At 31.7% G+C, this 20,223-nt stretch carries 17 protein-coding genes and 1 pseudogene; 10 read left to right on the top strand and 8 right to left on the bottom strand.

The window, feature by feature from the left end; all coding sequences use genetic code 11:
• Positions 1–240: 240 nt before the first annotated feature.
• The 4 genes from CD116_RS11640 to CD116_RS11625 are packed head-to-tail and all read right to left on the bottom strand — an operon-like array spanning position 241 to position 5,497.
• On the bottom strand, positions 241–1,347 hold the full coding sequence (locus tag CD116_RS11640; RefSeq protein WP_047450367.1) for a mannitol-1-phosphate 5-dehydrogenase: 1,107 nt from the start codon (positions 1,345–1,347) through the stop codon (positions 241–243).
• Entirely contained in the window at positions 1,347–1,781 is a 435-nt protein-coding gene (locus tag CD116_RS11635; RefSeq protein WP_047428038.1) for a PTS mannitol transporter subunit IIA, read from the bottom strand. The genes CD116_RS11640 and CD116_RS11635 overlap by 1 nt, the downstream gene beginning before the upstream one ends.
• Before the next feature lie 11 nt (positions 1,782–1,792).
• Positions 1,793–3,913, bottom strand: a complete 2,121-nt coding sequence (locus tag CD116_RS11630; protein WP_047551043.1) for a BglG family transcription antiterminator — start codon at positions 3,911–3,913, stop codon at positions 1,793–1,795.
• Positions 3,914–3,946: 33 nt separating this feature from the next.
• Entirely contained in the window at positions 3,947–5,497 is a 1,551-nt protein-coding gene (locus tag CD116_RS11625; RefSeq protein ID WP_047551040.1) for a PTS mannitol transporter subunit IIBC, read from the bottom strand.
• Positions 5,498–6,178: 681 nt separating this feature from the next.
• Between CD116_RS11625 and glmS the strand changes: the two genes are divergently transcribed.
• The 3 genes from glmS (at position 6,179) to CD116_RS11610 (ending at position 9,921) form a co-directional block, all read left to right on the top strand.
• A complete protein-coding gene (gene glmS / locus CD116_RS11620) occupies positions 6,179–7,984 on the top strand; it encodes a glutamine--fructose-6-phosphate transaminase (isomerizing) (RefSeq protein WP_047551037.1) in 1,806 nt (601 codons plus the stop codon).
• Positions 7,985–8,213: 229 nt separating this feature from the next.
• Positions 8,214–8,996 (top strand): ABC transporter ATP-binding protein, encoded by a 783-nt coding sequence (locus CD116_RS11615; RefSeq protein WP_047551034.1) that lies wholly within the window; start codon positions 8,214–8,216, stop codon positions 8,994–8,996.
• 67 nt (positions 8,997–9,063) lie between these two features.
• Positions 9,064–9,921: an HAD family hydrolase gene (locus CD116_RS11610; protein WP_047551032.1), complete on the top strand. Its 858-nt coding sequence runs from the start codon at positions 9,064–9,066 to the stop codon at positions 9,919–9,921.
• Between the two features lie 422 nt (positions 9,922–10,343).
• Here the strand turns inward: CD116_RS11610 and CD116_RS11600 are convergent, their stop codons facing one another.
• The 3 genes from CD116_RS11600 to czrA form a co-directional block, all read right to left on the bottom strand.
• The gene (locus tag CD116_RS11600; RefSeq protein ID WP_047551029.1) at positions 10,344–11,435 is read right to left on the bottom strand and encodes a hypothetical protein; all 1,092 of its coding nucleotides are present in this window, start codon (positions 11,433–11,435) and stop codon (positions 10,344–10,346) included.
• Between the two features lie 333 nt (positions 11,436–11,768).
• Positions 11,769–12,749 (bottom strand): CDF family zinc efflux transporter CzrB, encoded by a 981-nt coding sequence (gene czrB / locus CD116_RS11595; RefSeq protein ID WP_047551025.1) that lies wholly within the window; start codon positions 12,747–12,749, stop codon positions 11,769–11,771.
• A gap of 1 nt (position 12,750) precedes the next feature.
• A complete protein-coding gene (czrA, locus tag CD116_RS11590; protein WP_047551022.1) occupies positions 12,751–13,071 on the bottom strand; it encodes a Zn(II)-responsive metalloregulatory transcriptional repressor CzrA in 321 nt (106 codons plus the stop codon).
• 149 nt (positions 13,072–13,220) lie between these two features.
• Here czrA and CD116_RS11585 point away from each other — a divergent pair, with 149 nt between their 5' ends.
• The 6 genes from CD116_RS11585 (at position 13,221) to CD116_RS11560 (ending at position 18,998) form a co-directional block, all read left to right on the top strand.
• The gene (locus tag CD116_RS11585; protein ID WP_047551019.1) at positions 13,221–13,886 is read left to right on the top strand and encodes an SDR family oxidoreductase; all 666 of its coding nucleotides are present in this window, start codon (positions 13,221–13,223) and stop codon (positions 13,884–13,886) included.
• Positions 13,887–14,338: 452 nt separating this feature from the next.
• A complete protein-coding gene (locus CD116_RS11580; protein WP_047551016.1) occupies positions 14,339–15,277 on the top strand; it encodes a type I phosphomannose isomerase catalytic subunit in 939 nt (312 codons plus the stop codon).
• 30 nt (positions 15,278–15,307) lie between these two features.
• On the top strand, positions 15,308–15,538 hold the full coding sequence (locus CD116_RS11575) for a hypothetical protein (RefSeq protein WP_047450346.1): 231 nt from the start codon (positions 15,308–15,310) through the stop codon (positions 15,536–15,538).
• 606 nt (positions 15,539–16,144) lie between these two features.
• On the top strand, positions 16,145–17,518 hold the full coding sequence (locus CD116_RS11570; protein ID WP_031787716.1) for an EVE domain-containing protein: 1,374 nt from the start codon (positions 16,145–16,147) through the stop codon (positions 17,516–17,518).
• Positions 17,519–17,934: 416 nt separating this feature from the next.
• Complete coding sequence (locus CD116_RS11565; RefSeq protein WP_047531954.1) at positions 17,935–18,348, top strand: thiol-disulfide oxidoreductase DCC family protein; 414 nt, start codon at positions 17,935–17,937, stop codon at positions 18,346–18,348.
• Between the two features lie 206 nt (positions 18,349–18,554).
• Positions 18,555–18,998, top strand: a complete 444-nt coding sequence (locus tag CD116_RS11560; protein ID WP_047427996.1) for a Dps family protein — start codon at positions 18,555–18,557, stop codon at positions 18,996–18,998.
• A gap of 126 nt (positions 18,999–19,124) precedes the next feature.
• On the opposite strand, the gene deoD is transcribed toward CD116_RS11560, so the two are convergent.
• Positions 19,125–19,835: a purine-nucleoside phosphorylase gene (gene deoD, locus CD116_RS11555; RefSeq protein ID WP_031787715.1), complete on the bottom strand. Its 711-nt coding sequence runs from the start codon at positions 19,833–19,835 to the stop codon at positions 19,125–19,127.
• Between the two features lie 316 nt (positions 19,836–20,151).
• Between deoD and CD116_RS11550 the strand changes: the two are divergent.
• Positions 20,152–20,223, top strand: a pseudogene (locus CD116_RS11550) (deoxyribose-phosphate aldolase); the annotation flags it as partial.

Raw genomic sequence — 20,223 nt, 5'->3', positions numbered from 1 at the left:
ACTAAAGTAAATATCAATATGTTTTAATGCTTATCAATAAATTTAATAGATGGAATATAATTAAAACAGTTAATTGACGTAAAAATACTCCTTTCATACATAGCGCAAATTATGTGTCTATGTTGAAGGGAGTATTTTATTATTTAGAGGTTTATCATAAATAATTTAGCATTGCAAAATAAAACAAAACTTTTACTAACAGTATTTGAAATATAAAATTTGAACAACAATACTGATAAATTATGAAAGTGAATTGTATGCTGCGATAATCTCATCAGCTAAGCCATCGTTGACTTTAGCATATTCATTTAAGAAGGCTTTCAAACCATGTTCATTAATGTAATTATTTTTCTCAATAGTTTCTTGATCTGCTGAATCTTCATATTTTAATAATAATGCTGCTGTATTCAATAATCCAGTGCGCTCTAAATCTTTATTGTAAAGGTAAGTCAATGGTTTAATAATTCTATCTTTAGGTCCAATTTTACGTAATGTACCACGACCTACACGTGTAACTTCGTCAGATAGATATGGATTGTTGAAACGACCGATGATTTTTTCAACGTAGCCAGCTTGTTCCGCTTCAGTAAAATCAAATTCAGTTGTAATATATTGACTTGTTTCGGCAAGAACACGGCGTAATCCAGCTTCAATTGAACTATCTTCAATAGCGTCTAAAACTGTAGCTTTACCTTCAAACTTACCAGCATACGCTAAGTATGCATGACCTGTGTTGACAGTAAGTAATTTTCGCTCAATATAAGGCGTTAAGTCTTCAACATACTTAATATGATTTAATTCTTTACCATACCAAGCGTCTTTTTCAACAACCCATTCGTAAAATGGCTCTACCATAACATCTAAAATATTTTCGTTTTTTTGTAAAGGTACAATTCTATCAACTGCTGAGTTAGCAAAATGAATATTATCACCAAGCGGACCAGTAATATCAAGAATTGCTTGTTTTAATGTATCTGTTGCCATAATTGCATTTTCACATGCAACAATGTTGACATGATTCGTTTTTTCTTTTAAAAATGGTGCAAAAGTTTTAGCGATTATAGGTAAAATATTAACACCAACGGCTGTAGTAATTATATCAGCATCAAGAATCGCTTGTTTCAATTCTTCAGAAGCTTGCATTGAATTAATAGCATCAACATTATTTACGCGTGTTGTTGATTTAGACTCATCAGCTAAAATGACATCATATTGATGTTCATTAGCTAAGGCATTAATAATTTCTGCATTGACGTCTGCAAAGGTTACTTTAACATTGTTATCTGCTAGTATATATCCAATAAATCCGCGACCTATATTACCAGCACCAAAGTGAACAGCTTTCATTATGCATCGGCCTCCTCGAATACTTGTTTAATTTCTTCAGCAGATTTTGCTTGAACAATACGATCAACATTTTCTTCTTCGCTAAAAGTAATGGCTATTTTAGATAATAAGTCTAAATGTTCTCCGTCTTTACCAGCGATACCAACGACGATTTTAACTTGTTCTCCGTCCCAATCAACGCCTTCTGGAATTTGTAATAAAGTTAAACCTGAATGAATAACATTTGTTTTGGCTTCATCTGTACCATGGGGAATAGCTAGTGCATTGCCCATAAACGTCGATACAACTTGTTCACGGTCTTTCATTGCTTGAATATAGGCATCTGTAACAGCACCGCTATCAACCAATGCTTTACCGGCTTTTTCAATTGCTTCATTTTGATTATTTACATTTACATTTAAAAAGATATTGTCATTACTAAATAGTTCACTCATTTTTTACACTCCTAAATAAATTGATTTTGAATTCGTTTTAAAAATTTGTTTCTCAATAATGTTTTTAGTTCCTGTGGATTTTTCATAAAAGTATCAATGGATTCTAATTGCATACTTAAGATTTCGGATAAGTCACTTACAATTGATGCCATAAAATCATTATCAGGAATAAACATGGAAATCATATATTTAATTTTTTGATTGTCATTTTGAATACTCTGCAATACTAATGGTTGATCTAAAATAGTAATTAAAATTATTGGTTGCTGAATCAAATTGTCCTTTAGATGTGGTATTGCAATTGGATATGGACTTAAAATCCACCCTGGATTCTCAATCAACCCTTGTTGAAGTAGTTCAGCGAATGACTGTGTGTCATTAATCACATCATATTGTTGTAAGTACTCTGCAATGTATATGTGCCATTGTTTAACATCTGCATAATCTATTTTCACTGAATCAAGTAAAGTTAAACCTGAACGCATATTATGCATCAATTGTTCGGAATTATTATCATTTAACTGGAATTCAAATATTGATTCCGAATCAAATCTATGGTTATTTTCAATAGGTGTAGCTTCTTGTGGTAAGGTTGTTTTATTTTCAATATTTGTATTTATTGAATTTACATAATTGCCTTCGGGTATAGATTTTGTATTTAAAAATTGTGCGACATAACTTACATCATTATCAGGTAATAAAGGATTTACCGTTAAATAGGGGGATGCAATGTCTAAGTTTACAGTAGAAATGATGCCATCGTATTGAGTTAAGTCTAGTGTGTTTAAATCACTGACTGATGCTTGAGTAATACGCTCAATTTCATTAAATACTTGTTCAAGTCGTGTTGATAATAGACGACTAGTCCCTATACCACTGCTACAAACGACCAGTATGTTTAAAAAGCGATTACCTTGATTTTTAATAGAACCACCAAAGTGCAACACAATAAATGCAATTTCACTTTCAGGGAAAATCAATTCAGGCCAACTTTCACTTAATGCCAATCTGACATTTTCAAATAACCTTGGATATTTGAATTTAATCATGTCTGTTAGAGGATTATATGTTTCAATGTTCGCTTGTAAACGATTAATGGCAGGGTTGAGATGAAGTGTTAACCCATCTACCAATGTATCCAAATCTACAAATGTGGTACCTGTAATTGTTTCTACTTTCTTTACGAAAGGTTTAATCTTGTGCGCTTCATCTTGATTGTTTAATGATGTATCATTTAGATTTTTGCGTTTAGCACCGCGTAAATGAATGGTGATGAAGGCAATTTCTGCCTGATTAAATGTGACATCATAAATTTGACCAAGTTTATCGGCAAGCTCACTTGCAATTTTATGTTCAAATGTATGTTGCACAGAATCATAAATATCATCGTTTAATGCAACATATTCTCCGTTTTTAATACGTGTAATAGACAGCACGATATGCACAGTCAATGTTAAATAACTTGATTCGGTAAGTTGATAAGGTAAGGCGCTCAAGTAATCCATTAATAGACGTTCTACATTGAAAATGCGTTCTAAATCAACAAAATCTTGGTGAATTTGATTCAATGAATGAAAGACAAAGTGGTTTTCTATAACTGAATAAACACTAGTACTATTTAAGTTATTCACCATCAATTGACTTAAAAATTCACGTTTTTTTGACTCTGTACCTACTAAATAGATGCCTTCGCCACGTTTTCGTGACAATGATAATTGGTAACTATTTAAATCAAGCTCTAAATCATCTAACATTTTCGCTAAAGTTTGGACTGAAACACCAATTTCTTGAGCTAAACTATATTGTTTAACTGGGTCTTTGGCTTGTATCAGAGCATATAAAATAATTACTTTTTGTTCTTCAACAGATAAATCAATTGTTTGATGTTGTGCAAGGGATAGTTTCAAATCATTTAAATCAGAGTCTGCACCAGCGATGCGTAGGCCCTTTTTGTTTGCACGTTCTAAAGTTAATGAAAAGGAAGTTAGATATGCTTCGACACCTTTTAATTCACGGTGAATAGTACGAGAGGACACCGCAAGTTGCTGAGCGATGTCGTGTATAGTGACATATTGACCGTTATATTTAATCAATAGGGCAATCATTTCTTTTTCACGTGTACTCAATAACATGGCGGTATCCTCCATTTATAATTTATTTAATTATTATGCTTGATCATCTTTTTTAAGATTATTTAAAAGCTCTTCATATCTTGGTGAATTAAGGAAGTTATCCACTGAAATATGAATGGCATTTGGTGTTTGTTTAATAGCGCGGTCAGTTAATTTTTTCTGAGTAATAACTAATTGTGCATCTTTTGGCAATTGATTAATTGCAGTATTTGTTACAGTAATATCATTAATACCTGCTTTTTTGAATTTGTTACGTAACATACTTGCGCCCATTGCACTAGAACCCATACCCGCATCGCAGGCAAAGATAACATGATCTATATTATTGTAATTGTGTGCATCAACGTCTTCGGTATTGTAATTATCCAATAAGGCCTCAGGATCATCCTCTAATGTAGAGGTTTCATCTGCATTCGTTTTTGCTTCAGTATTAACATCCGCTTCAACTTTCGCATCTTCATCAGAAGACACTAACTTAGAAGCAACACTTGATTTTTTACCTTTAGTAGTTTCCATTTGAGCCGTTGCGGCTTCTAAATCTTGTTTTGGTTCTTTAGTGAACTTCATAATTAAAGCTGCTACGACAAATGATACAAGTGCAGCAAGGAAGACACCGAGTAACATGTGCAAGAATTCGCCTCTAGGTGCATTTAAACAGTAAACAATAAATGAACCTGGTGATGCTGGACTTTTAAATCCGAATCCTGTTGCTTGATAAGTTGCAACTCCAGTCATACCACCTAAAATAACAGCGATAAATAATAAAGGACGCATTAATACATATGGGAAATAAATTTCATGAATACCACCGAAGAAGTGGATAATTCCAGCACCATATGAAGTTGCTTTTGCAGTACCTTTTCCAAAAATCATATAAGCAAGTAAGATACCTAAACCTGGTCCAGGATTTGACTCAATTGTGTATAAAATAGATTGACCAGCTTTTGCAGCTTGGTCAGCACCAAGTGGAGTGAATACACCGTGATTAATCGCATTGTTTAAAAATACGATTTTTGCAGGTTCTACTAAAATACTTACAAGTGGAAGTAAATGTGCATGCACTAATGCTTCTACTGCAACTGATAAAATATGCATGATAAATTTCATAAGTGGTGCTAAAATTTTAAATCCTGCAATTGTCATGATAAATCCTAAAATACCAGCTGAAAAATTATTAAATAACATTTCAAAACCTTGTGGCGTTCTAGGTTGGATAATTTGGTCAGTCTTCTTCATTAACCAACCAACTAATGGACCCATTATCATAGCTCCAAGTAACATTGGTGTATCAGGTAAAGCAACGATGACCCCCATAGTTGCCGTTGCAGCGATAATACCACCACGTAAATCATAAATTAAACGACCGCCACTAAATGCGATTAGTAATGGAATTAAATAAGTAATCATTGGACCAGCCAACGTAGCTAAATCTTTATTCGGTAACCAACCATTATCTATAAAAATGGCCGCGATGAAACCCCAAGCGATGAATGCACCAATGTTTGGCATAATCATACTACTCAAAAATGATCCAAATGCTTGAACGCGACGACCAATTCCTTTTTTCTCTTCAGTTTGCGACATATTTACACCTCTTTTTTAATATATGTGACTATATTTAGTTTAAAGAGCTATTGCTTATTACTCAATATAAACAAAAATTAACTTTGTCAAAATAAATGTGACAAAATTAAATAAAGTGTCATAAATGTGACCACATAGATATTTTGAAAATGTAAAACTAAAATATTGTTTTAGGATTTTTAAAATTTTATTGTGAAAATATTTGCAAAATAAAACAACACCGTTGTACAATAATGATTAATGGAAAGGGGGAAAGTTCGGTAATACAGTTAAAGCGCCTGTACAAATAAATAATTGTGTTTGAAGATTAAAGATTAATATAAGAGTGATCTTTATAGAACGTAATTTATATATTTGTAGACGAGGAGGATAGTGATCGAATAGATCGGCGGATGCTATCCCGGATGTGGCTCATTCGTTAGCTTATTAAGTAAAACATTAAGGTGACTTAATGGACAAAGTTAATAAGATCGCCAGAAACTAAATATAAAAATATTAAAAAGGAAAGTACAGTGTAAGCATTTTGTGTAGTTAATAGATGTAACTATGCTTAATTTGTTGTGGGGTTAATGCAAAGTAGTACATTCCACATTTATATTATGAAAGCAGATTGTTAATCTAAATTATCGACAATAAATCATAATTTACGCGTACTATTCCTATATGGAGGAAAATGAAGTTATGTGTGGAATTGTAGGTTATATTGGTTATGATAATGCCAAAGAATTATTATTAAAAGGTTTAGAAAAATTAGAATACAGAGGCTATGATTCAGCAGGTATCGCTGTAGTGAATGAAGATAGTACAACTGTATTTAAAGAAAAAGGACGTATTGCTGAATTGCGTAAAGTTGCTGATAGCACTGATTTTGATGGTCCTGTTGGAATCGGTCACACACGTTGGGCAACTCATGGTGTACCTAACCATGAAAACTCTCATCCTCATCAATCTTCAAACGGCCGTTTCACTTTAGTTCACAACGGTGTTATTGAAAATTATGAAGAGTTAAAAAAAGAATATTTACAAGGTGTATCTTTTATTTCAGAAACAGATACAGAAGTTATTGTTCAGTTAATTGAATACTTTTCAAATCAAGGTCTATCAACTGAAGAAGCATTTACAAAAGTTGTGTCATTATTACATGGTTCATATGCATTAGGTTTATTAGATGCTGAAGACAAAGACACAATCTATGTTGCTAAAAATAAATCACCTTTATTATTAGGTGTAGGTGAAGGATTCAACGTTATCGCTTCAGATGCACTTGCAATGTTACAAGTAACAAGTGAATATAAAGAAATCCATGACCATGAAATTGTTATTGTTAAAAAAGACGAAGTAATTATTAAAGATGCAGATGGAAACGTTCTAGAACGCGATTCATATACTGCTGAAATTGATGCATCAGATGCTGAAAAAGGTGTTTATGCACACTATATGTTAAAAGAGATTCACGAACAGCCTGCAGTTATGCGTCGTATTATTCAAGAGTACCAAGATGCAGAAGGTAACTTGAAAATTGATCAAGATATCATTAATGATGTTAAAGAAGCAGACCGTATTTATGTAATTGCAGCTGGTACAAGTTACCATGCAGGGTTGGTAGGTAAAGAATTTTTAGAAAAATGGGCTGGTGTACCAACTGAAGTACATGTTGCATCTGAGTTTGTTTACAACATGCCATTGTTATCTGAAAAACCATTGTTTGTTTATATTTCTCAATCAGGTGAAACTGCAGATAGCCGTGCAGTATTAGTTGAAACTAAGAAATTAGGTCATAAATCATTAACGATTACTAATGTTGCAGGTTCAACATTATCACGTGAAGCAGATCATACATTGTTATTACATGCTGGTCCTGAAATCGCAGTTGCTTCTACAAAAGCCTACACTGCGCAAATTGCAGTATTATCAATTTTATCTCAAATCGTTGCGAAAGAGCACGGTCGTGAAGCGGATATTGATCTATTAAGAGAATTGGCAAAAGTAACAACAGCTATTGAAGCGATTGTTGATGATGCGCCGATTATGGAGCAAATTGCAACAGATTTCTTAGAAACAACGCGTAATGCATTCTTCATCGGACGTACAATTGACTATAATGTAAGTTTAGAAGGTGCATTAAAACTTAAAGAAATTTCTTACATTCAAGCAGAAGGTTTTGCTGGTGGAGAACTTAAACATGGTACGATTGCATTAATCGAAGATGGCACGCCAGTTGTAGCTTTAGCAACTCAAGAAAACGTTAATTTATCAATTCGTGGTAACGTTAAAGAGGTAGTAGCACGTGGTGCACACCCATGTATCATTTCTATGGAAGGTCTTGAAAAAGAAGGCGACACATATGTCATTCCTCATGTTCATGAATTATTAACGCCATTAGTATCAGTTGTTGCGTTACAATTAATTTCATATTATGCAGCATTACACAGAGATTTAGATGTGGATAAACCACGTAACCTTGCTAAATCAGTTACTGTAGAATAATTACGCATATTTTATCAGTGCATGCATTAAAATTAAAGTATAGAAAGCGCCCTTTTAGATAATCAGTCTAAAAGGGTGTTTTTGCATAAACTTAATATTGTGATCGTGATTTATATCAAAAACGAGATTCTACATAATTTAATTTGCCGAAATAGTCTGATAATTAATTATAATATGTTACGATAATTTTAAAGTATTGAACGTTACCTTTAAAAACGGAGGGATGATTATGTTAATCGAATTGAATCATGTTAAGCGTCTTAAACAAGGTAAGACAATATTAAAAGATGTTTCTTGGCAAATTGCTGAAGGTGATAAATGGGTATTATATGGTTTGAATGGTGCAGGTAAGACAACACTTCTAAATATTTTGAATGCGTATGAGCCTGCAACATCTGGATCTGTTAATCTATTCGGTAAAATGCCAGGTGAATTAGGTTATTCTGCAGACGATGTACGTCAGCAAATTGGGTTTGTATCACATAGCTTATTGGAGAAATTTCAAGAAGGTGAAACAGTAATAGATGTTGTAATGAGTGGTGCTTTTAAATCTATAGGTGTTTATAAAAATGTCGATGATGACATTATAAGTGAAGCACAGCAATTACTAAAATTAGTAGAGATGTCTGATAAAGCTCAACAATTTATTGGTTATTTATCTACCGGTGAAAAACAACGTGTAATGATTGCTAGAGCCTTGATGGGGCAGCCGCGTATTTTAATTTTAGATGAACCAGCAGCCGGATTAGATTTTATTGCTCGTGAGTCGCTGTTGAATATATTAGACGCACTGTCAGATAAGTATCCAACACTTGCAATGATTTATGTAACGCACTTTATTGAAGAAATCACTGCCAACTTTTCCAAAATTTTACTGTTAAAAGATGGTCAAAGTATCCAACAAGGTGCTGTAGAAGACATATTAACATCTGAAAATATGTCTCATTTCTTCCAAGAAAAAGTAGCAGTTCAGCGATGGAATCAACGTTTTACAATGATGATATTCGAGTAAATACTTTGCAAATACTAAGTAATAATGACACAATTTAATTAATATAGCATTGATAGTGGAGGGAAATATGGATAACGTAAAAGCAATATTTTTAGACATGGATGGTACGATTTTACATGAGAATAATAAGGCGACAACTTATACCAAAGATGTTATTAAGCAGATGCGAGAAAAAGGATTCAAAGTATTTTTAGCAACAGGCCGTTCACATTCTGAAATACATCAACTAGTACCACAAGATTTTGTTGTTGATGGTATTATTAGCTCAAATGGTACTATTGGTGAAGTAGATGGACATACAATTTTTAAACATGGATTATCTTTAACACAGGTAAAACAAATAGTTGATTTGGCTAAACAACAACATATTTATTATGAGGTATTCCCATTTGAAGGAAATAGAGTAGCTTTAAAAGAAGATGAAACATGGATGAGAGACATGATTCATAGCCAAGATCCAATTAATGGTGTGAGTCATAGTGAATGGTCTTCTAGACAAGAAGCACTTGCAGGTAAGATTGAGTGGGTAGGTGAGTTTCCAAAAGGTGAATATTCAAAAATTTATCTTTTCAGTTCGAATTTAGAAAAAATCACGACATTTAGAGATGAATTAAAGCAAAATCATGTGCAACTACAAATTAGTGTTTCTAATTCATCGAGATTTAATGCAGAAACAATGGCTTATCAAACTGATAAGGGGACTGGTATTAAAGAAATGATTGAAAAATTTGGTATTCATCAAGATGAAACATTGGTCATTGGAGACAGTGATAACGATAGAGCAATGTTTGAATTTGGTCATTATACAGTTGCTATGAAAAATGCACGCCCTGAAATACAAGCATTAACTTCAGATGTAACGACATATACGAATGAAGAAGATGGCGCAGCTAAATATTTAGAAAAACATTTTTTAGTTAAATAATTGGTGTTTTCATATTTAATTTACAATAGTTGATGAGAAATATACAAAAGAGCAGCAAGGTTATTTTCTATTAGAAAATTTCTTGTTGCTCTTTTGTCTGCTTATAAATATTTTGCTTCAGACATTTGTGCTATTTCTTGTTTTTCTTTTCCATGTATGGAATAAAGAACACTACAAATAGCGCACAGAGTATAGCTACAATTGTACCGTATGTCATGGTTACACCTCATTTTTATATAATGTATGGATTTAAGTTTAGTTTAAAATTAAAATAACTGAACAATAACAACTTATATTGAATTAAAAGGAATGCCTCCATAGAGAATCCTGACAACCATAGTTGAAGTAGCGGAACGCAGTTAACAGCATTGCTCAACTGCATAAGAGCCCCTAACAACTAAAGTTGTAAGGGGCTCTTAATTTTATTTTGGTTGATTGTCTTCTGGTTTATCTGAAGTAATCGTTTTTGTAGTCTCATCTTTTAATGAATCTTGTGCTTTTTCTGTTTTTGTTTCAACAGATGTTGTCACTTTTTCATTTTCTACTTTTGTACTTTTTGGTTCAGTCACAACATTTTTGTTTTTGTTAGCTGATTTTACTTTGTCTTTAGATAATTTTTGGCCACGTTTTAAATAGTATTGAATGATACCCATTAAAATGACTACGTGGATAACAACAAATAATATAATTAAGAAGATACTATATGCTCTCAAAACATTTTCTGCAGCGCTTTGAGAAATCGATTGCGTATTGATACCAATTAAGTAGTAAACTGGTGTATTAAAAATAATTAAAATTAGGTTTAACAATAGTATGCCAATGAAAAATTTGAAAAATGTTTTTTGACCATTTTTCATTGCTTTAAATCCATTAGCTAAGTGTGTTTTCGCTTTATCGTTAGTTGATTCAACGAAACTAATCATAAAGTTGAAAACTGGTATTAACAATAACCAAGTAATAATAGCTTTAATTATTGAAATTACAACGATAATGATACTTTGAACAGTATAAGCGATGCCGATTAAGTGCGCACTAGTTGCAAATGATTTTTGTACTGAAGCCAAAATATTTTGTCCAACTGGCATTAATAGATTTGACAATAATGATATCAGAAGAGACATGATAATAATCATACCAATAGAAACAAGGCCTATAAGCACGCTCTTCATATAATTCCCTTTTTTAAATGCAATAATTAAATCCATAAAACCTACTTTTTCATTTTTAATTGCTCGTCTCATAATATTTATAATACCAATGAAAATTTGAACAAACAGAAACAATGAAAGTAAAAATGCTATAATTAATATAGCGATAATAGGTAGATACGCATTTGTTGGCGGTTGTTGCCCAAATTGTGCATATAGTATAACCAATTGTAAATACTGGTTAAGCTTCGCATTAACAAATAAATATGCAACTGCAACCACAGCAAATGCAATTAATGCGTATATTAATGTTAATAATAATTGTGGTTTAGCATTTTTAAATGCTGATTTATAATAAGTAAACAATGTGTTGCCTCCTTTTCTTCATATAAATACAATATCAAAAAACACGTTATTTTCATATCAATATCTAATAAAAATTAATTATGGGGCCCCAACAAATGAAAATTATCACAAGATAATTTTAACTGTAATGTGCAGGTTGGGGGAAGGGGCCCCAACAAATGAAAATTATCACAAGATAATTTTAACTCTAATGTGACGGAAACTGGAAATAATATTAAAAATTAGATTATAAACATAGTATTATCTTAAAAAGAATAGAGTCATTATAAATACACAAAAGCCCTACAATCATTGTATAGGTAATTCTTAACAATGGTAGTAGGGCTCAAATGATTAATGTGCGTGTGCATGATGATGACTATGGTCGTTATGTGAGTGGCTGTGTGTACCAGAACATATAGTTGATTCATCATGTTTATGATCAGGTGTTTCTAATTGAATTGTCATATGATGTATATTTAAATGTAACAATTCGTGTTCAATGGTTTCTAATAATAATTCACATTCTTTCATTGTCAATGTGTGGTCTACAACAACATGACAACTTAATGCATTCATATCATTTGAAATTGTCCAAACATGACAATCATGAACGCTTTTTATTCGTGAATCTTTTTTAATTGTTTTTATAACTTCGTCTATATCAACATCACTTGGTGTACCTTCCATCAAAATGTTAATTGAAGATTTTGTAATTCCCCAAGCACTTTTTAAAATAATAACCGAAACTAAAATACTTGCAATAGGATCGGCAATAGTCCATCCGAATGCCCAAATTAAAATTGCTGCAGTGATAGCGCCAACTGAACCAAGTAAATCTCCGATAACATGTAAAAAAGCACCACGCATATTTAAATTATGTGATGTGTCGCCACCTTTAAACATAAAGTAAGCCACAACGATATTTACAATTAATCCAATAATACTAATGATTAACATTTCTTTAGATTGTACTTCAGTAGGAACAAAGAAACGTTTAATAGCTTCGAAAACGATGAGTATACTTATTACAAACAGCGTTACGCCGTTAAATAATGCTGCAAGCACTTCGAAACGTTTATAACCAAATGTTTTCGTAATTGTGGCATTTTTTTCAGCATAAATAAAGGCAATGAGTGCGATACCTAATGAAAATGTATCGCTAAACATATGGATACCATCAGATAATAATGCCAAACTATTAGCAAGAAAACCACCGATGATTTCGATAAACATGTATAGGCCGATAATTAAAAACGAAATAAATAATACTTTCTTATTATTTGTTGTCACATGACTGTGCATGTGGTCGTGATGATGATGTGAATGAGACATATTATAACCCACTTTCTTTAGGATGATTCGCGTGATTAATAGCTTGCTTTAACATAGTTGCTACGTGGATGTCATCTAATGAGTAAATCATTGACTGACCTTGTCGTTTTGCTTTTACAAGATGAACGCTTTTAAGTAATTTTAATTGGTGAGAGACATTTGATTGAGATAATTTTAATTGGTGTGAAATGTGACCAACACTTGCTTCGTTCACAGATAGCAAATTCATAATACGTATTCGATTAAAATCGCCTAATGCCTTGAAAATATCAGTGACTCGTTCCAAAGTATCTGTATGTATTTCTGAATACTGTTCCGACATTATATGACAATCCTTTCATATGAATATTTGTTCATATATTAATTTATAATGTTCTTAATAAGATGTCAAATCTTTTATTAAGTTGTTTAAAGTTTTACAAAGTGCATAATGTGGTATGGCATAGTGGTTATAAAAAAGGAGGATAATAAATGAATATTTTAGTTATAGGTGCTAATGGCGGTGTAGGTTCATTATTAGTTCAACAATTAGCAAAAGAAAATTTGGCATTTACAGCAGGTGTTAGACAACCGGATCAATTAAATGCGTTAAAATCGCAAGGTATGAAAGCAACGCTGGTTGATGTAGAAAATGATTCAATTGAGACATTAACTGAGACATTTAAACCTTTTGATAAAGTAATTTTTTCTGTAGGATCTGGAGGTGGTACTGGTGCAGATAAAACAATTATCGTTGACTTAGATGGTGCTGTTAAATCTATGATAGCTAGTAAAGAAGCGGGGGTTAAGCATTATGTCATGGTATCAACATATGATTCGAGACGACAAGCTTTCGATGCAAGTGGTGATTTAAAACCATACACGATTGCTAAACATTACGCAGATGATTACTTAAGACGTTCCGGCTTAAACTATACAATATTACATCCTGGTGCATTAACAAATGCTGCAGGATCTGGAAAAATTGAAGCTGCACAATATTTTGAAGGTAAAGGTGAAATACCTAGAGAAGATGTTGCGACTGTTTTAAAAGAAATTGTTATATCAAATCAATATAATAACCAAGAATTTCAAATTATTAGTGGTGAACAAGACATTAAAGCTGCATTAACATCATTTGAACGTGACGTAGACTAATTTTGAATATACGTTTCATTTTCAGCGAGTTACACTTTCGTAACTCGTTTTATTTATTAAAATGAACGATTTATTCCAAGATAGATAATGAAAATGAATTTTCCTCTGATAAACATGTATTTTACAAATAATTTGAACAATGTATGACACAACTATTAAAGTTGTTTATTAATTGGTATAATGGGCAAGTATATTTGATAAGAAACATACAACAATTAAGTGCGTTATATCATATTTTGTTTATGTAAGGATTGTAAATGTAAAGACGTTGTAAATTTCATTAAAGCGCTTTAATTGACGGTACTGCAATAATGTTAAATATGATACAATCACTATTAGTTAATTTTATATTATATGAATTTATGATTCGATTTAAATGAGACAATGAAAAACATAATGGAACAACATCATCAGAGTTCTATTGCTTACTTAAATACAATGGAGGTGCAACAATGCCATTATTTTTACAACCAATTTTAAAAACAAAATTATGGGGCGGTCAACGTTTAAGGACGTTCGGATATCATCTAGACAATGATAAAACTGGAGAATGTTGGTGTGTGTCCGCACATCCAAATGGTACAAGCGAAATCATAAATGGTCCATATAAAGGTCAAACATTAGACCAAGTTTGGTCAGAACATCGCGAATTGTTTGGTGATTTTCCGAGTAAAGATTTTCCGCTATTAACTAAAATTGTTGATGCGAGAGAATCGCTATCAATTCATGTGCACCCTGATAATTCATATGCTTATGAGCATGAAAATGGGCAATATGGTAAGTCTGAATGTTGGTATATCATTGATGCAGAAGAGGATGCAGAAATTGTAATAGGCACTTTAGCAGAATCTAGAGAAGAAATTGCACATCATGTACAACAAGGTACAGTTGAGTCAATTTTGAGATATATTAAAGTAAAGCCAGGCGAATTTTATTTTATCCCTGCAGGTACGGTACATACAATTACATCGGGTATTCTGGCCTATGAAACGATGCAATCCTCAGATATTACATATAGACTATATGACTATAATCGTGAAGATGATTCAAACAATGAAAGACCTTTAAATATTGAAAAAGCTTTAGATGTTATTCAATATAATGCTCCACTGCCAAATATTTTGCCAGAAAGCGAAATTATTGAAAATCATAAATGTACACATATTGTATCTAATGATTTCTTTACGTTGGTAAAATGGGAGATTTCCGGTACGCTGAATTATATGAAACCTAGAGAGTTTTGTTTAGTGACAGTGTTACAAGGGGAAGGTCAAATAATTGTCGATGGTGAAATATTCAAACTAACAACAGGCACTAACTTTATTTTAACTTCGGAAGATTTGGACAGTGTTTTTGAAGGTGAATTCACATTGATGATTAGTTATGTTTAGCAATTTAATAATCATTTAGGAGTTAATGAAATGAAGCAATTTCTTTATATTGCGTTAGTATGTGGTGTGATAGCAGGGCTCGGAGCTTTTTTACATATACCACAATATCCAAGCATGACGATACCGCGTATCGTAGCTATTTTAGGTATTATCAGTGCTGCAATTACATTTAAAGACAAACAAGTTAGTACATCTTTAAAATTTAGTGCAGTGCTCATCAATATGTTGCCATTATTCGGTACATTTGTTGCTAATAACTAATAATAATTTAAAAATTTTTAGCTAATGCAAATTGATGAATTAACATATAGAATAGATAGCCAATTTATATATAATAGCGCAAATATATTTATTTATAAACGAATCCCCTCACTGATGCTATAGAGAGGGGATTTTTAAATGGTGAAAAAGGATTGATGTAAGTTGGACAGAAATGAATGTTTTAGGTTCTACAATGTTATATTGACAGTGATTGACTGAATGAAAATATGCTTGTAACTAGCTTTTTCATCTCTAGTCAACCATGACAGAATGAGACAACGAAATAAATTTTATAAAAATATCAATTCTGTCCCACTCCCAAATACGAATCTCATACAATGGCATTAGTATAAGTTTTTTATTTTCAGAAGTATAGTGGCTATTAGTATCTAAGATTAACGAATACTTAACTCTACTAATTCAAAGTATGATTTATATGCAAAATAGGTTACTAAATATGTTAAACTATTTGTAACAATTTTTATTATTAAACAGATATAAAGTCGCACTTTTTGCAATGCAAATTAGGACGACTTACCTAATAGATTAAGCTATTAGGAATAATAACAATGCGAATAAAAGCGCAGTGAATTAAGGAGTATTAAGATGACAGCAGAAGCAAATTATTTTTGGTTGAATTGTGGATATAACCGTTGGAATCATAATGAACCGTTAGTTGGTCAAACAGCTTTATTTGAATCGGGTGCACATTTTAATCCATCTCAAGGGTTTAGAGCATTCAAAAAAGCTAAAGTAGGAGATCAAGTCATCTTTTATCAAGTTCAAACAGATACTGGTTTACTTGGATGTGGTGAGATTATTAGTGTTGAAACAGGTGCACAAAATAAAATACGTGTACAGTTTCGTTTTAATGAACAATTGAAACCTTTAACGGCTGATTACTTAAAACGTAGTGAAGCATTAGAATTTCGTATAAGTAATATGAAAGAAACATTGTTCAATCAAATTACAGCTGAAGAGTTTGATTTAATTAGCGGACTTGGAAAAGGGGAAATTAAAATCCCACGTTATTTCTTTTTAGCTGAAACAGAAGAATTTGAACCTGGTCACCAATATACGATTTATACACATACATACAATGGTATTAAACGTAATGGTTATCATTTTTATACTCAGTTAGAAGAAGGCGACAATATTATTTTTTATAATAGAACGAAAAATCAATCTGTCGTTGGTATTGGAGAGGTATCAAAACATATTCATGAGAAACCACCAATTCCAGGTAGAACGAATAGTACTGTAATTGAAGTGTCTTATGAAAAAGATATAACACCAATTACTTTGAGTACTTTAAATAAACATCCTAAACTGAAAAATTTATATTTCCTTCAAGAAAATGCCAAGCAAGCAATTGCAAGTATGTCACAGGCACAGTATGATGCAATTCTTGAAGTGAGTGAAAATAATGGTTTGAAATCACCATTTGAAATGGTTCAGAAACCAGACTTACTTGAAGATGAAAAAGAAGAAACGTTAAAACCATTTATCATGTTAGTCGTGGACCAAAAAGAAGAAGGTTTAAAGGCTGCGAATGATTTATTACAAAAAGCTAATGCCAATCCTGTCATTACAACTGGACATCCTGATTTTTCAGAAGATATGTTATACGGTAAATATTTACCTAATGAAACAGGGGCATTATATTATCGTGAAGGTTTTATTACACAGCTTATGCCGAAAAAAGACAAAAGTTATTTAGTTATTGATAATTTTAATCGAATTGATCCGGATATTTTCCAAACATATATAAATGTTTTAGAAGGATATGAAGTAACATTGCCACGATATAATAAAGACGGCAATATGATTAAATGGTCTCGCCAAAAAGACTCTTTCTATTATTTCAATCCTAATTGGCATATTGTAGGTATTACATATGATAGTTTGGAAGATATTAAGGCTAAATACTCAGAACAATTTTTGAAATATACACGTATCGTCAAAGTTAAACACGACTAGAATGATAGAATTAGTAATTGAACATTAAAATCTAAACCACATATAAATATAAAGCGGGTAATCATAAGTTAAGTACTAAACTTATTATAGATTACTCGTTTTTGTTTTAAGAACAGAATACTAAAATGTTGATTGTTAGTAATAGACGCTATTTATGTTAAAAGAAACTTTTAGTGATAAATAATGTGATTTACTAAAGGAAGAAATGATATATACATCTGTACTTATGATGGTTACTACTGGAAATGATTAAAATTATGATTGGTATTTTAAATGTGGCGTACGATAAATATAGAATATTAAATAAAATTTTATGTCAATTTCGTGTCGCTAAGACTTATAAAGTGACAACCTAGTTTAAATGTTTTTAAATAAGGAAAACTAACTATAAGTATTTATAAAGGAGTTAATAAATTATGCCAGTCGTATATTATGATGGAAACTGTATATATTGTTATAACTATGTCATTTGGTTAATTCAACATGGCTTACCAAAAACTTATCAATTTGCTACCTTAAAGGGTGAAATCGGACAACAATTTTTTGAACAACATCCGGAAGCCGCAAATAAAAATAGTGTGATTTTGCAGAAAGGCGACAAAATATATTTTGAATCACAAGCAATTATTAAATTAATCACAGCTTTACCTAATGCAACCAAACTACTTGGCGTAGGTTTATGGTTAGTACCAAAACCAATTCGAAACTTTGGATATCGAATGTTTGCTAATAATCGAAATCGAATGTGGAAAACTACGTGGCACCAACCAAATGAATATGAAAAATCATTCTTTTTAGATGATAATGCTAAAGTGAAATTAACTGATTGATAAAATATATGCTCTAATTGATAATAGACATAACAGTATAATTATGTATAGTAAGTTAGTAGACGAATATGTGATAAAACACGCACTATCAATTTAGAATGATTATAAAAAAGAAGGTGAAAACACTTTACAGATTAGAATTATTATAATATAATAGTTAATATAAACAAGTAAGGAAATTAATGATTTTAAGGAGTGTATTAAATATGAGTAATCAACAAGATGTTGTTAAAGAATTAAACCAACAAGTAGCAAACTGGACAGTAGCTTATACTAAACTACATAACTTCCACTGGTATGTGAAAGGGCCTAACTTCTTCTCATTACACGTTAAATTTGAAGAATTATATAATGAAGCAAGCCAATATGTAGATGAATTAGCTGAAAGAATTTTAGCAGTAGGTGGTAACCCTGTAGGTACTTTAACTGAATGCTTAGAGAAATCAATCGTGAAAGAAGCTGCGAAAGGGTATTCTGCAGAGCAAATGGTAGAAGAATTATCACAAGACTTTACAAACATTTCTAAACAACTAGAACAAGCAATTGAAATTGCTGGAAATGCCGGTGATGATGTATCAGAAGATATGTTTATTGGAATGCAAACATCAGTTGATAAGCACAACTGGATGTTTAAATCTTACTTAAGCTAATTATAGATAACTAATGATAGATACAAAAGCCAACATTCAATGGTAAGGTGACCATTGTCAATGTTGGCTTTTTGTTTGGAAAAAATAGACATCAAAAACTATGATGTACTATCGTTATATTTTAATTTATTCTGCGATTTCTAAAGCAATTTCCATCATTTGCGTGAATGAATTTTGACGTTCTTCTGGTGTTGTTGCTTCATCACGTAAAATATGGTCGCTAACTGTAAAGATACCAAGTGCTTTTTTACCAGCATGGATTGCGTTTAAATATAGACCAGCTGATTCCATTTCTATACCTAAGATCCCCATCTTTTTCCAAGCATCGTTGAATGTTGAATCAGCGTTATAAAATGTATCAGAAGATAATACATTACCTACATGAGTTGTAGCTCCGATTTGGTCAGCAACATTTTTAGCTTTAGTAACTAACTCAAAGTCAGCGATAGGCGCAAAATGTCCAGGAATATTGTATTGATCTACGTAATTTGAATTTGTTGATGCAGCTTGTGCAATAATTACATCGTATAAGTTAACATTTTCTTGTAATGCGCCACAAGAACCAATACGAATGATTGTATCAACATCAAAGAAATTATATAACTCATATGAGTAAATTCCGATACTTGGAATTCCCATTCCAGAACCCATTACTGATACTTCTTTACCTTTATATGTACCTGTGTAACCAAACATGTTACGCACATCATTAAATTGTTCAACATTTTCTAAAAAGTTATCAGCGATATATTTTGCGCGTAGCGGATCGCCAGGCATTAATACAGTTTTAGCTATTTTTACTCCGTTTGGTTGAATATGTGGTGTACCTTTTGTCATTTGTTATCTTCTCCTTAATATTCATTAATAGTTTTAAGATAACATTTGTTTCCCTTTTTTGCGAATTTTTGTACTATAGAATTAAAGAATTATAAAAATATAATTCTGATTAGCTTGTTGACAAGTCATCAAATGTGAATATGGCATCATGTTCAATTGCATTTAAATGTTTTGGGAAATGAAAATGTATAACTGTTCATGTATGCGTTTACATAAATCAATGACAAGATAATTATATTTTTAAAATAAATATGATTCATCGACAGCTATTATTTAATTTCTATTTTTATAATCAATCATAAAGGAGGAGATTAAAATGAACGATGCAAAATTGATTGATCACACTTTATTGAAGCCTGAGTCAACACGTGCGCAAATCGATAAATTT

Origin of the sequence: Staphylococcus schweitzeri, from assembly GCF_002902405.1 — a bacterium.
GTDB classification, from domain to species: Bacteria; Bacillota; Bacilli; order Staphylococcales; family Staphylococcaceae; genus Staphylococcus; species Staphylococcus schweitzeri.
The sequence above is the reverse complement of the archived record's forward strand: the minus strand, read 5'-3'. Positions and strand labels throughout refer to the sequence as shown.

Excerpts from the sequence above, each read along its gene's own strand:
- glmS (WP_047551037.1), top strand. The coding sequence starts at position 6,179 with ATGTGTGGAATTGTAGGTTATATTGGTTATGATAATGCCAAAGAATTA.
- CD116_RS11575 (WP_047450346.1), top strand. The coding sequence starts at position 15,308 with ATGAAGCAATTTCTTTATATTGCGTTAGTATGTGGTGTGATAGCAGGG.
- CD116_RS11635 (WP_047428038.1), bottom strand. The coding sequence starts at position 1,781 with ATGAGTGAACTATTTAGTAATGACAATATCTTTTTAAATGTAAATGTA.
- CD116_RS11570 (WP_031787716.1), top strand. The coding sequence starts at position 16,145 with ATGACAGCAGAAGCAAATTATTTTTGGTTGAATTGTGGATATAACCGT.
- CD116_RS11610 (WP_047551032.1), top strand. The coding sequence starts at position 9,064 with ATGGATAACGTAAAAGCAATATTTTTAGACATGGATGGTACGATTTTA.
- czrB (WP_047551025.1), bottom strand. The coding sequence starts at position 12,749 with ATGTCTCATTCACATCATCATCACGACCACATGCACAGTCATGTGACA.
- deoD (WP_031787715.1), bottom strand. The coding sequence starts at position 19,835 with ATGACAAAAGGTACACCACATATTCAACCAAACGGAGTAAAAATAGCT.
- CD116_RS11625 (WP_047551040.1), bottom strand. The coding sequence starts at position 5,497 with ATGTCGCAAACTGAAGAGAAAAAAGGAATTGGTCGTCGCGTTCAAGCA.
- CD116_RS11580 (WP_047551016.1), top strand. The coding sequence starts at position 14,339 with ATGCCATTATTTTTACAACCAATTTTAAAAACAAAATTATGGGGCGGT.
- CD116_RS11565 (WP_047531954.1), top strand. The coding sequence starts at position 17,935 with ATGCCAGTCGTATATTATGATGGAAACTGTATATATTGTTATAACTAT.
- CD116_RS11585 (WP_047551019.1), top strand. The coding sequence starts at position 13,221 with ATGAATATTTTAGTTATAGGTGCTAATGGCGGTGTAGGTTCATTATTA.
- CD116_RS11560 (WP_047427996.1), top strand. The coding sequence starts at position 18,555 with ATGAGTAATCAACAAGATGTTGTTAAAGAATTAAACCAACAAGTAGCA.
- CD116_RS11630 (WP_047551043.1), bottom strand. The coding sequence starts at position 3,913 with ATGTTATTGAGTACACGTGAAAAAGAAATGATTGCCCTATTGATTAAA.
- CD116_RS11615 (WP_047551034.1), top strand. The coding sequence starts at position 8,214 with ATGTTAATCGAATTGAATCATGTTAAGCGTCTTAAACAAGGTAAGACA.
- CD116_RS11640 (WP_047450367.1), bottom strand. The coding sequence starts at position 1,347 with ATGAAAGCTGTTCACTTTGGTGCTGGTAATATAGGTCGCGGATTTATT.
- czrA (WP_047551022.1), bottom strand. The coding sequence starts at position 13,071 with ATGTCGGAACAGTATTCAGAAATACATACAGATACTTTGGAACGAGTC.